The sequence below is a fragment of the Marinobacter sp. 2_MG-2023 genome (assembly GCF_030546935.1).
Classification (GTDB): Bacteria; Pseudomonadota; Gammaproteobacteria; order Pseudomonadales; family Oleiphilaceae; genus Marinobacter.
Window position 1 is genome coordinate 23,522 of sequence record NZ_JAUOPH010000007.1, and the last position, 13,468, is coordinate 36,989.

Annotated in this window: 9 protein-coding genes; 7 read left to right on the forward strand and 2 right to left on the reverse strand. The window is 52.5% G+C overall.

Annotated features, from left to right (window positions below):
- Positions 1-149: 149 nt before the first annotated feature.
- On the reverse strand, positions 150-1,553 hold the full coding sequence (glnA, locus tag Q4501_RS16990) for a glutamate--ammonia ligase (RefSeq protein ID WP_303597449.1): 1,404 nt from the start codon (positions 1,551-1,553) through the stop codon (positions 150-152).
- Positions 1,554-2,170: 617 nt separating this feature from the next.
- Between glnA and typA the strand changes: the two genes are divergently transcribed.
- The 6 genes from typA (at position 2,171) to Q4501_RS17020 (ending at position 9,230) form a co-directional block, all read left to right on the forward strand.
- Complete coding sequence (gene typA / locus Q4501_RS16995) at positions 2,171-3,982, forward strand: translational GTPase TypA (RefSeq protein ID WP_303597450.1); 1,812 nt, start codon at positions 2,171-2,173, stop codon at positions 3,980-3,982.
- Positions 3,983-4,118: 136 nt separating this feature from the next.
- The gene (gene pip, locus Q4501_RS17000) at positions 4,119-5,081 is read left to right on the forward strand and encodes a prolyl aminopeptidase (RefSeq protein ID WP_303597553.1); all 963 of its coding nucleotides are present in this window, start codon (positions 4,119-4,121) and stop codon (positions 5,079-5,081) included.
- Between the two features lie 96 nt (positions 5,082-5,177).
- Positions 5,178-5,630: a D-aminoacyl-tRNA deacylase gene (gene dtd, locus Q4501_RS17005; RefSeq protein WP_303597451.1), complete on the forward strand. Its 453-nt coding sequence runs from the start codon at positions 5,178-5,180 to the stop codon at positions 5,628-5,630.
- A gap of 340 nt (positions 5,631-5,970) precedes the next feature.
- Positions 5,971-6,951 (forward strand): porin, encoded by a 981-nt coding sequence (locus Q4501_RS17010; RefSeq protein ID WP_303597452.1) that lies wholly within the window; start codon positions 5,971-5,973, stop codon positions 6,949-6,951.
- Positions 6,952-7,249: 298 nt separating this feature from the next.
- Complete coding sequence (locus Q4501_RS17015) at positions 7,250-8,233, forward strand: porin (RefSeq protein WP_303597453.1); 984 nt, start codon at positions 7,250-7,252, stop codon at positions 8,231-8,233.
- Positions 8,234-8,330: 97 nt separating this feature from the next.
- Complete coding sequence (locus tag Q4501_RS17020) at positions 8,331-9,230, forward strand: CYTH domain-containing protein (protein ID WP_303597454.1); 900 nt, start codon at positions 8,331-8,333, stop codon at positions 9,228-9,230.
- 89 nt (positions 9,231-9,319) lie between these two features.
- Here the strand turns inward: Q4501_RS17020 and Q4501_RS17025 are convergent, their stop codons facing one another.
- Complete coding sequence (locus tag Q4501_RS17025) at positions 9,320-10,486, reverse strand: potassium channel family protein (protein WP_303597455.1); 1,167 nt, start codon at positions 10,484-10,486, stop codon at positions 9,320-9,322.
- Between the two features lie 78 nt (positions 10,487-10,564).
- Here Q4501_RS17025 and glnE point away from each other — a divergent pair, with 78 nt between their 5' ends.
- Entirely contained in the window at positions 10,565-13,468 is a 2,904-nt protein-coding gene (gene glnE, locus Q4501_RS17030) for a bifunctional [glutamate--ammonia ligase]-adenylyl-L-tyrosine phosphorylase/[glutamate--ammonia-ligase] adenylyltransferase (protein ID WP_303597456.1), read from the forward strand.

Consider the following 13,468-nt stretch of genomic DNA (forward strand, 5'->3'; position numbering starts at 1 on the left):
GGAGATGTTGGTTACATATCGTTAAGGGCTGCGGCAGTGTGCGGAAGATCACAAATGCGGCCCGAAAAAAAGCCCCGCTCTTTGAGAACGAGGCTTCTGGGCTGCTATTCACCGCAAAGGCGGTTCAAGCAAAAACTGCTGGTGCAGCTTTAGCAAGAATAGTACAGCTCGAACTCAACCGGGTGGGTGGTCATGTTGATGCGTTCAACTTCGCCACGCTTCAGGTCGATATACCCTGCAATCATGTCTTCAGTAAAGACGCCGCCCTGGGTCAGAAATTCGTGATCTTCTTCCAGGCAGTCCAGCGCTTCTTTCAGGGTTTCGGCAACCTTTGGAATGCTGAGAGCTTCCTCTTTGGGCAGGTCGTAAAGATCCTTGTCCATGGCATCGCCCGGGTGAATCTTGTTCTGGATGCCGTCAATGCCGGCCATCATCATGGCTGCGAATGCCAGGTACGGGTTAGCTGCTGCATCCGGGAAGCGTACTTCCACGCGACGGGCTTTCGGGCTGGTGACATATGGGATGCGGATAGATGCAGAACGGTTGCGGGCAGAGTAAGCCAGCATGACCGGCGCTTCGAACCCGGGGACCAGGCGCTTATAGCTGTTAGTGGCCGGGTTGGTGAAAGCATTGATGGCTTTGGCGTGCTTGATGATACCGCCAACGTAGAATAGAGCCATTTCACTCAGGCCAGCATAGCTGTCGCCTGCAAACAGGTTCTTGCCATCTTTGTTCAGGCTCATGTGTACGTGCATGCCGGAGCCGTTGTCACCGACTACGGGCTTGGGCATAAAGGTGGCGGTCTTGCCGTAGGCATGAGCCACGTTGTGCACGCAGTACTTCAGAATCTGAACTTCGTCTGCTTTTTTGGTCAGTGTATTGGGTCCAACACCGATTTCACACTGGCCCGCAGTGCCTACTTCGTGGTGGTGTACTTCAATATCCAGACCCATGGATTCCATGGCCGCGCACATAGCTCCACGCAGATCATGCAGGCTATCTACCGGTGGTACCGGGAAGTAGCCGCCTTTCACGCCAGGGCGGTGGCCTGTGTTATTGCGGTCGAAATCGTCGCCGGAAACCCACGCTGCTTCTTCGGAGTAGAGCTCATACATGGAGCCCTGCATATCGGTTTTCCACTTGGCGGAATCGAAAACGAAGAACTCGGGCTCAGGGCCAAACAAAGCGCCATCTGCGATACCTGTGGACTTCAAGTACTCTTCGGCACGGCGGGCAACGGAGCGCGGATCACGCTCGTAGCCTTGCATGGTAGAAGGCTCAACAATGTTGCAGGTAATGTTGACGGTGCTTTCTTCGGTGAACGGGTCAAGAACTGAACTGCTGTCATCCGGCATCAGGATCATGTCGGATTCGTTAATGCCTTTCCAGCCAGAGATGGAAGAACCGTCAAACATCTTGCCTTCGGCAAAGAAGTCTTCATCGATATCTGTTGCAGGGATGGTGACATGCTGCTCTTTACCCCGGCTGTCGGTGAAGCGCATATCAACCCATTTGACTTCGTGTTCTTTAATCAAATCAACTGTCTTGGACATTGTGACTGCTCCATAAGTAACCCCGCACCGCGGGTGTATTCGTGATCATACTCCGGATTGCTCTTTTAGAGTCGAGTTCCGGTCTTTTGTTCAGGTTTGCGCAGCTTAGCAAAAGCTGTTGGTTGTTACCTTCACATTTCGGCTTTACAGATAATCGAAAAACCTGATGAGGGGATCAAAGCAATGTGCTTGCCAGTTTTGATTGTTTTTCCGGTGTCGGTGGTCATCTAGGTCCTATAACAGGTGGCTAGCACGGTTTGTGCAAACGAGTTGTGCCGGTCTACATATCGCGATGGTGGGGTGTCGCACTGTAATAGGGCGTTCAAAGGGCGTCATTGGCAACATTGCTCCGATTTGGTGCGCAACCTTGTCTGGGCGAGATTGATTAAGAAATAGGCGTTCTTCTTCATATAAACGGCGAAGAGTTTTCGATATACTGCGCGCCGCTTCATTTTCTCCGCACGTGCCCGGGTTAGAGACCTGCCAGGCACATGTGAGGCGCCGGGCCACCAGGCTCCGGTGGATGAGTTCATTTTACGGATTTGAGATGGCATGTGCGGGCGTTGCCCGTGAACGACCCTCTCAGGTCATTGAGTGCATGCCGCAGGAATAATTTTGTGATTGAGAAACTTCGTAATATCGCCATCATCGCCCACGTTGACCATGGTAAGACCACCCTCGTAGATAAGCTTTTGCGCCTTTCTGGTACGCTGGATCGCAAAGAGCTCGAGAACGAGCGCGTCATGGATTCCAATGACCAGGAAAAAGAACGTGGCATTACCATTCTGGCCAAGAATACCGCACTGAAGTGGAACGGCTACGACATCAACATCGTAGATACCCCGGGCCACGCGGACTTTGGTGGTGAGGTAGAGCGAGTAATGAGCATGGTCGATTGTGTGCTTCTGGTGGTCGATTCCATCGACGGGCCCATGCCGCAGACTCGCTTTGTAACCCAGAAGGCATTCGCGGCCGGGCTGCGCCCGATCGTTGTGGTGAACAAGATCGATCGCCCGGGTGCTCGCCCGGATTGGGTTGTGGATCAGGTATTCGACCTGTTTGATAGCCTGGGTGCCACTGACGAGCAGCTGGACTTTCCTATTGTTTACGCCAGTGCCTTGAATGGTATTGCCGGTCTGGATCATGAAGACCTGAGTGACAATATGGATCCTGTTTTTCAGGCGATCGTCGACCACGTGCCTGCGCCTGCGGTGGATATGGATGGCCCTTTCCAGATGCAGGTCTCGCAGTTGGACTACAGCAGCTTTTTGGGTGTGATCGGTATTGGACGTATCGCACGCGGGAAGATCAAAACCAATTCGCCTGTGGTCGCTATCGGTGCAGATGGCAAAAAACGCCAGGGTCGGATTCTGAAAATCATGGGCCACTCGGGCTTGCAGCGGGTTGAGGTTGACGAGGCTCAAGCGGGCGACATTGTGTGTGTCAGTGGTCTGGATCAGCTGTTTATCTCCGACACTCTGTGCGACATGAACAATGTTGAGGCCTTGCCGCCGTTGACGGTGGACGAGCCTACAGTGTCTATGACCTTCCAGGTCAACGACTCACCGTTTTGTGGCAAAGAAGGCAAGTTTGTCACCAGTCGGAACATTAAGGACCGCCTTGAGAAAGAGCTGTTGCACAACGTTGCTCTGCGCGTTGAAGAAGGCGATTCGGCGGACAAGTTCAAGGTGTCTGGCCGCGGTGAGCTGCACCTGTCGGTACTCATCGAGAACATGCGTCGCGAAAACTTTGAGCTGGCGGTAGGTCGTCCCGAAGTCGTTATCAGGGAAGTGGATGGCGAAAAACAGGAGCCATACGAGAACGTTATCGTCGATATCGAAGAGCAGCACCAGGGGCCTTTGATGGAACAGATGGGTCTGCGCAGAGGCGATCTGACCAACATGGTTCCGGATGGAAAGGGTCGTATGCGCCTGGAATACACCATTCCGGCTCGCGGTCTGATTGGTTTCCGGAATACTTTTCTGACCATGACTTCCGGCACAGGTATTCTTACCTCAACCTTCAGTCATTATGGCCCGATCAAGGTTGGAGATGTGACCAATCGTCAGAATGGCGTTCTGGTCTCTATGGCCAAGGGCACCGCGTTGACTTATTCCCTGGAAACACTCCAGAGCCGTGGCAAATTGTTCCTGGAGCCGGGTCAGGAAGTCTACGAGGGGCAGCTTTGCGGTATCCATAGTCGTGACAACGACCTGGTGATTAATCCGACCAAGGGCAAGAAACTCGATAACATGCGTGCGTCCGGCAAGGATGAAGTCATTGCGCTGGTACCGCCGATTAAGTTTACTCTGGAGCAGGCGCTTGAATTTATTGATGATGACGAACTGGTTGAAGTAACGCCTAAGTCTATTCGTCTGCGTAAGAAGCACCTTACGGAGAATGAGCGTAAGCGCGCCACCAAGAAGTAATCTTTATGTTCTGAATCAGGCCGGCGCTGGCAACAGCCCCGGCCTTTTTTATGCTCGTGCTTTGTGCATGGCTCACACACCGACTATTCAACTCCGCTACAATGCTACCAAACCCTATCGAATCGGCGGACTGGTCATGCTTAATTTGTACCCGGATATCAAACCCTATGCCAAACATCGGCTGGCAGTTGATGTGCCCCATGAGTTGTATGTTGAAGAGAGTGGGAATCCTGATGGTATACCTGTGCTCTTCGTTCATGGAGGCCCGGGGGGCGGGTGCGAAGACTATCATCGCCGTTTTTTCGATGCTGAGCGTTTTCGGATAATCTTGATGGACCAGCGCGGTGCCGGCCGTTCCACGCCTCTTGCCGAGCTGGAAGGAAACAGCACTGACAAGCTCGTAGAGGATATGGAGACCATTCGCACGTTTCTGGGCATTGATCGCTGGCTGTTATTCGGTGGGAGCTGGGGCTCTACTCTTAGCCTGGTATATGCCCAAGCGCATACCGAGAGAGTGCTGGGGCTTGTTCTTCGCGGTATTTTTCTGTGCCGGCCGAAGGATATTTCCTGGTTTTACCAGGATGGTGCAAGCCGGATCTTTCCGGATTATTGGCAGGACTTTGAAGCGCAGATTCCCGAAAGTGAGCGTGGGGACATGGTAAGTGCCTACTATCGCAGACTGACAAGCGATAACGAGCTGGAGCAGATTCAGGCTGCAAAAGCCTGGTCGGTCTGGGAAGGCCGTTGTGCGACTCTGCAGCCTAATCCGGGCGTTGTTGAGCATTTTAGCCATCCTCATGTTGCAATCGCGTTGGCGCGTATAGAATGCCACTACTTCATGAATGCCTCGTTTCTAGAGGATAATCAGATTATCCGGGATGCCCACAAACTCCGGGAGATACCCGGTATTATCGTTCATGGTCGCTACGACATGGTTTGCCCGCTTGATAATGCCCTTGCGCTTAGCAGAGCATGGCCGGAGGCAGATTTGCGCATTATTCGCGATGCGGGTCATTCAGCTTCCGAGCCCGCCATTGTGGACGCGCTCATGCGCGGTGTTGATGAGGTCTTGGCTAAAGCTCGCCAAAATGCGGGCTGATATCTTCTGGCCTTAAAGGGTTGCGAGAATCTGTGGGCATGGATACACTCTTACCAGATTTTAATTCTCGTTTGGTCGGAGCGGTCAGAGCGCCAGATGAAAGGGCTTGTTCAGCGGGTATCGGAAGCGAGCGTCGAAGTCGATGATCGTGAAGTTTCAAGGATAGGCGCAGGTATCCTTTTGTTGCTGGGTGTCGAGAATGGAGATGGGCTGGATGAGGCAAAGGAACTGTGCCGCAGAGTTCTTACTTATCGTATTTTTCCTGATGAAGCCGGCCGTATGAACCGAAGTGTACTTGACACTGGTGGCGCCCTTCTTGTTGTCCCTCAATTTACGCTTGCTGCAGATACCTCCTCTGGTACTCGTCCGGGGTTCTCTTTGGCGGCTGGTCCGGATATTGCAAGCGAAATGTGTGCTGGCTTCATAGCTTTTTCCCGTGCGGAAATGGGTGCGGAGAGAGTTAAAGCAGGGCTTTTCGGCGCAGATATGAAAGTGAGCCTGATCAATGACGGTCCTGCTACGTTTTTGCTCTCAACCCGGAAAAGGTAAGTGTGCCTCGAAGATACTCAGGACGAAGGTGCTCAGGAATAAGGGTTGAATGTTCTGCTGCCAAATGAGCTAAAAGGCGAGCATTAAATATTTGCAAAAAAGGCTCTGTTGTATTAAAACAGTGTCATCATCCAGTGCTTTAAGAGAGTGCTGTAACTAGCTGAACTATATGGATCTGGTTTATTCCAGGTCCCAATAATAAGAAAAGTTGCTGTCATGTCATCATTCTGACATGCGGAAGCAATACAGTCGGAGCCATCCAGTTGTTCTGGGGCGCCTTACAGAAACCGGGATTAGCCCGTTGTTATTACCTGATAAAACTCGCAAAAGGATATACAACATGAAGAAAACACTCATTGCATCGGCTATCGCTGCAGCCACTATTTCTGGCACTGCGCTGGCTCAGGAAAGCAACATGCCGACTGTGTACGGTAATATCCAGTACGCGGTGACCTACAGTGACGTTGAAGGCGGAGCTAACGGCCTCGATCATCGCGACAACGGCAGCACCCTTGGTATTTTGCACGACCACGAGATTGCTCCTGGTATCACTGGCTTCTTCAAAATTGAACTGGAAGGTATCAATGCTGATGACAAAGCTAACAGCAGCGGTATCGATAAGCTGGACGAAGCCTACATTGGTGTGAAAGGCGACAGCTTCGGTCAGTTGTGGGTTGGTTCTGACGACTCTACCTATGAGCGTGCGATTGATACCATTGCCAACTTCTACGAAGCTGCCGACCTGAGCATTGGCGGATCGTACGACACAGGTGAAGGCGATCTGGTTCAGTACTCTACTCCGTCCTTCGGTGGTTTGACTCTGGGTGCAGCTGTTCAAGTGAATGGCGACGGCACTCCTGGTGGCAAGTCCTACCCGTACCAATTGGCTGCGATCTATGCAGTGGATAGCCTGGAACTGGCGTTCGCTATGGACTCCAACGACGGTACTACTGGATATTCCAGTAATGGCGCCGATATCAACAACGAAAACACCTATGGTCTGCGCGGCACTTACGACGCGGGCGATTTCAGCCTGACCGGTGAGTACCAGACTCGCAAAGACGTCGGTGATACTTATGGCGTTATGGGCGTTTACGCACTGGGTGCTAACCAGTTCGCTCTGTCATACGAAATGTTCAGCTCTGACGTAACTGGAGGAGCAGACAGTGACACTGTGACTCTTCAGGCTCTGCACAACCTGTCTGACAACATGTATGTGTATTTCGAAGGCTACCTTGGTGGTGGTGACGACGGCGCATACGGCGTTCCTACAGAGAGCGAAGCCTCTGTTGCAGCCGTTGGTGCGGTATACTACTTCTGATCAGCTGAAAAGCTAATCAGAATTCCGAAAAACCGGCAGCCCTTTGGGCGGCCGGTTTTTTTATGGGATGTATCATCGTTTGACGAGACGGTAAGATAGCGAAGTTAGAAATCGAACTGCCTGTACCTCAACTCGGCCTGGTATAGTGCTTTGAAGTGTCTGTCAGTAAGGCTATGATTTGCTGTGATAAACGTCGCCCGAGAAGATGCTCAGGGAGTTTTGCTGATTTCGGAGGTATGGAAATTAGAGCCCAAATCCTCTTCGCCAAAACCGAGACCATTTAAAAGGAAGATATAGAATGAAAAAAACACTCATAGCATCAGCTATCGCTGCAGCCACTATTTCTGGTACCGCACTGGCTCAGGAAAGCAACCTGCCGACTGTTTACGGTAACATTCAGTACGTGCTGACACACACCAACGTTGACGGTGCCGGTTCAGATGTTGAGCACTCTGACAACGGTTCAACCCTCGGCGTCAAGCATGATCACGAAATCGCTCCGGGCATCACTGGTTTCTTCAAGTTGGAGCTGGAAGGCATCAACGCTGATGACAAAGCTAACAGCAACGGTATTGATAAGCTGGACGAAGCTTACATCGGTGTGAAAGGCGACGGCTTTGGTCAGGTTTGGGTGGGTTCCGACGACTCCATGTACGAGTCAGCGATTGACGAGATCTATAACTTTTACGAAGTCGGCTCCAATCTCGGTGGCAACTATGACACAGGTGAAGGCGATTTGATCCAATACCTGTCTCCGTCCTTCGGCGGTTTGACCATAGGTGCAGCTGTACAGGTGAACGGCGACAGCACTCCAGGTGGCAAGTCCTACCCGTACCAGTTGGCAGCAATGTACACCGTTGATGCTCTGGAACTGGCGTTCGCTATGGATTCCAATGACGGTACTACTGAGTATTCAAGTAATAGCGCCGATATCAACAACGAAAACACCTATGGCCTTCGTGCCAGTTTCAACCTTGATGACCTGCGCCTGACCGCCTCTTACGAGACCCGTAAAGATGTGGCAGACGTTCTTGGTTTGATGGGTGTATACACTCTGGGCGCAAATCAGTTCGCGTTGTCTTATCAGTTGCGTGACAATGATGTTTCCGGTGACAAAGACGACACTCTTGCTCTGCAAGCTTTGCACAACCTGTCTGACAACATGTATGTGTATGTAGAAGGCTACCTGTCGAACGCTGACAATGCTGCTCAGTACACTCTGGAAGGCAACTCAGGTGACGAGCGCACCATCGCAGCCGTTGGTGCGGTATACTATTTCTGATCAGCTAACCAGCTAATGAGTTAGTATTGAAAACCGGTGACCTGAGGGTCGCCGGTTTTTCGTTTTTGGATGAGAAAACTTTATAGGCGGTAGAGTGATGGCTGAGGAGCTGGAAATAAAACTGAGTCTTGAGCAGAATTGCCTCAAAAGTGCGCTTGATTGGCTGCTGGCGCAGAATGAAGCCTCAAAAGGGTGCAAAAAGTCCTTGGTTAACTGCTATTACGATACCCCGGATGCGCAACTCAACCGGCAGCACGCAGCCTTGCGTATCAGGCACTCGGGAGAGAAATATATACAAACGCTTAAAACCCGGGGCGAACTGGTTAACGGGGCGCACCGTCGCGGCGAATGGGAGTGGGAGCTGACCTCGCCGTCACTGTCTTTGTGCTTGCTGGCAGATACGCCGCTGAAAAAAAACATAGACCTCTCTCTGCTGGCGCCGGTATTTGAAACCAATTTCACCCGACAAGTTGTGATGCTTGATGATGGTGAAGCCGTAATCGAATGCGCCCTGGACAGCGGTGTTATTGTTGCCGGCTCACGCCAAAAACCGCTTCATGAGGTGGAGTTTGAGCTTAAATCCGGCAACCCTTCCCGTCTTCTGGTCTGGGCTGAAAGGCTCGCCTGGCAGTGCCCGGTCTTTCTCAATCTGATCAGCAAAGCGGAGCAAGGTTATCATCTTGCAGGGATACAGGAAGCAACACCGAAAGAAACTGAAAATGATGGGATGGCACCCGACAGTTTTGATGAAATCGATCGCTTGTTAAAGCGGCTAAGTGACGCATGGCTAGAGCAGAGTACAGTGTCGCTGGAAGGACTTGACCTTCCATTGCTTGGTGCTCAGGCTGAAGCTTGCGACCTGGGAGAGATCTTCTCTGGGTTGGTCAAGGATCTGGCCTCGGGCGGCGGTATAAGCTATTTGCTCGGTAAACCGGAGCTTGGTCAATGCCAACTCGGTTTATTGGCGAGCAGGGCAAGGCAGTCGGCAGGCCCCTAGGATTATGGTGGCGATACCGAAATAAACTTTCACTGCGCTCGCGTCGGTAATTGTCGCGATAAACGCTGTACTCGCGTTAGAGCAAGTGCTCAGCTAGTGGTTTTGCCTGAGTCAGTTGCGGTCGCATCATCCTGCATATTCCTCCATTTCTCCATAAATTGCCGGTATCGCTCCAGAGCTTCTTTGACCACCTCAAGCTCCGGCGGCTCGTTGGATTTGACCAGCACAATAAGCCCTTTACCCTCAATTTCCTTGTTGACTTCCGGATGGCAGATAACTTCGTCGTCGTTATCGATGTAGGCCAGCGCAGTGCCAATACCGTGCCGAATCAGCGCGCTGACGATATCTGCCCAGTTAAGGTCGTCCAGTTCCAGATCGTAACGGTGTGGGTGATCCTGTTCGTAATTGAACATGTCTTCCAGAACTTTTTCCGAACCGGGGGCAACCACGGAACGTACCATGATTTCAGGGTAGGTCCGAACGGGACGTATAACGGCCCGCACCCCGAGCTCCTTGAAGCGGCTACGGTTGGCATCTGTAACACACTCAGTGGTGGTTTTCTGGCCAAGATTTAGCTCGCCAAGGCGATGGGATATATCGAAAGTCAGGCTGTCTGAGTGAGGGTCAGATTCATCGGCAGCCAAGACAACAATGTGCTTTGCGCTGCCTGCGTGCACTGCCTTTAACGCATCCGGGTCGAAACCGGAGCCATGATAATGGACGATACCCAGGTCAGACAGCTCGGCTGGTAGGCCGCTCGGAAATTGACGAGTCAGCAGCATGATAGGAATGGTCTCATAGCCTTGTACAGCGCGGATCTGTGTTGCAAAGCGCATAAAATAGGTCATGCCGCCGTGTTTCGGAGTATTGATAATGACAATGTGGTTGTTCATTTTATAGATCCAACGTCCGGTGAGAATGCGTTCCCGGCGGTAGAACCGGTACTCGATAAAATCACTGACAATCAGGGTCAGTAGAGTGATGGCGCCCACGAACATGAGCAGGATAGTACTGATCCGGCCAATGTAGGTTACAGGGGCGAAGTCGCCGTAGCCCACAGTAGCGATGGTAGTCATCGACATCCACAGCGACTCGAACAGGGTCAGGTCTTCAACGGCCCAGATAATCAGTATCTGCGTCGTCAGCAACGCTATCAATATCATGAACAGGCGCTTCACCCGCTTCCTGATGAGCCCCCCCATGGGGATTTTGCTTTTCTCATGTTCGGCGTTGAGGGGAAAGCGGTTTCTCAGCATCCGGTATTGGCCTGTTCAGTCTCGGGTAAGTTCGTTATACAGTAATGGGAATATAACAGAGAGACAGGGGTTTGCATTATGTCCGAGCCATGGAGTTGCCTTCCGTCACCGCTGGCAGATGATGTTGCTGACGGCTGGGCGTCGGTTTTTCCGGAAGGTGTGCCAGATTGGCTGCAGGAGGACGCCAGTATATCGGCCGCAACCATTGCCCAGGCCATGGCCCGGAGCCCGTTTCTGCGCCAGACGCTGGAAAGACACCCGGAACAGGTGCGAACCTTGCTCGAGTCACGGTTGCTGAATGAACCGACCACGCCGGAATATCTGCAGGCGCGCTGGAATGAGTATCTAGTAGATGTGGAGGATGAGCCTGGCCTGCATGCGGCGTTGCGCCGTTTTCGCCGAGAAGCGCAGTTCCGCATCATATGGCGGGACCTGATGCGCTGGGCCGATTTACCCGAAACCATAGCTGCAACCAGTGCGTTTGCGGAGGTATGTATTCAGGGGGCCCTCGACTGGCTCTATAAGTCAGCTTGCGAACAATTTGGCACGCCCTGGGGCAAGGATCCGGTAACAGGTGCGGAAGCGCCCCAGTCGCTGATCGTGATCGGAATGGGAAAGTTGGGGGGGCGCGAGCTGAACGTCTCCTCGGATATTGATCTCATATTTGCTTTTCCCGGCAAAGGTGAAACCCGGGGCGGCAGTCGTTCTCTGGATAATCAGCAGTTTTTCATCCGGCTTGGACAGCGCCTGATTCAGGCACTGGATCAGATCACCGCTGATGGCTTCGTGTTCCGTGTGGATATGCGCTTGCGGCCCTATGGGCAGAGTGGCGCTCTTGCACTGAGTTTCGCAGCCCTGGAAACCTACTACCAGGACCAAGGAAGGGACTGGGAGCGTTATGCCATGGTCAAGGCACGAGTGGTTGCCGGTGACCAGAAGGCGGGCCAGGTTCTTATGGAAAGCCTTAGGCCGTTCGTGTATCGCAGATACATCGATTTCAGCGCTTTCGAGTCTCTGCGAAGTATGAAGGCGATGATAAGCCGTGAAGTTCGCAGGCAGGGGCTGGAAAACAACATAAAACTTGGCAGTGGTGGCATCCGGGAAATCGAGTTTGTTGTTCAGGCGTTTCAGCTCATTCGTGGCGGCCGGGACAGAGAGCTGCAGCAGAGGGAGTTGCTGATCATACTGAAAGAACTTGAGGCGCTGGAGTTGCTGCCTTCACAGGTTGTTAACGAACTCCGTGACGCTTATGTATTCCTGCGTGATCTTGAGCATGCCCTGCAAGGTATGGAAGACAAGCAGACTCAGCTATTGCCTGAAGACGAGCTTTCCCAGGCGCGCGTTGCACTGATCATGGGGTTTGATGATTGGCAGAGCTGCCAGCAAGCGCTGATTCAGCATAGGGAGAAAGTGGCTACACACTTTGCCAATATCATTGCTACGGAAGAAGATGAAGACGGCGCGCAGACCTCAGTTGACGAAGGCTGGTTTGAGCTCTGGCTGGCGGAGGCCGATGAGGTTTCAGATACTCAGTGGCTGGAACAAAACGGGTACGAGGATCCCTCGGGTAGTCTCAGTCTGCTTGGCAGCTTGCGCGACGGTCGTACTGTTCAGACCATGCAAACTCAGGGGCGTAAACGTCTTAATCAGTTTATGCCGGTGTTACTGGAAGCATTGACCGAAGTAGATAACCCTTCAGAAACCCTGTCTCGTGTTTTACAGCTGGTTGAAGCCATTTTGCGCCGAACGGCCTACATGGTGTTATTGCTGGAGAATCCGGGGGCTCGAACGCAATTGGTCAAGCTGTGCAGCGAAAGTCCCTGGATTGCAAGGCAGCTTGCAGAAACACCACTACTGCTGGATGAGCTGCTCAACGCTGAAAGCCTGTACAGCCCACCTGCACGAGACGAATTACAGGATGATCTGCGTCAGCAAATGTTGCGGATCTCCTATGACGACCTGGAAAACCAGATGGAGTCGTTGCGGCACTTCAAAAAGGCTCACACGCTTCGAGTCGCCGCTTCTGAGCTGAAGGGCACCCTGCCATTGATGAAGGTGAGTGACTATCTAACCTGGATTGCCGAGGTTGTTCTTGATCACGTGGTGGACGTGGCCTTTGCCAACCTGGTGGTGCGCCATGGACACCCGGGGCGTGCTGATGACGTCCCCGGTGAAACGGATTTCGCAGTCATCGGGTACGGAAAGCTGGGCGGAATCGAACTTGGCTATACCTCGGATCTTGATCTGGTATTTGTTCACAATGCAGATCCCGGTCTGGCCACAGATGGCGACAAGCCCATTGATAATGCGGTCTTCTACACTCGTCTGGGGCAGCGAATTGTGCACATCCTTAATGCACAGACCCCCTCTGGCCAGTTGTATGAGGTCGATATGCGTTTGCGTCCCTCGGGCAATTCGGGGTTGCTGGTAAGTACACTGCAGGCTTTCGAAAAGTATCAGTGCAACGACGCCTGGACCTGGGAACATCAGGCGTTGGCCCGGGCCAGAGGCGTCGCAGGTTGTCGCGAAACACTCGCGGCCTTCGAATCTGTGCGGCACAACATACTTTGTCAAAGTCGTGAAAAGGACAAGCTGCGCCAGGACGTAGTGGAAATGCGTGAAAAAATGCGTGCCAGTCTGGGTACGCCGGAAAGCCGGCGGAAAGAAACCTTTCATATCAAGCACGATGCGGGCGGTATTGTGGATATGGAGTTTATGGTGCAATACCTCATGCTTGCATGGAGTGAGGATCATCCAGAGCTTACCCAGTGGTCTGACAATATTCGGCAAATGGAGGAGTTGGGCCGAGCTGGCGTATTGCCCGTAGAGGACGCAGAAAAACTGCGAGAAGCATACATTGCTCTGCGTTCAAGCATTCACCGGCGGGCGCTGCAAAACCTGAACAGCCAGGTCGCAGGCGATGCGTTCACAGAGGAGCGGCGCTATATACAATCAGTTTGGAAGAAAATTATGGAGGTATAG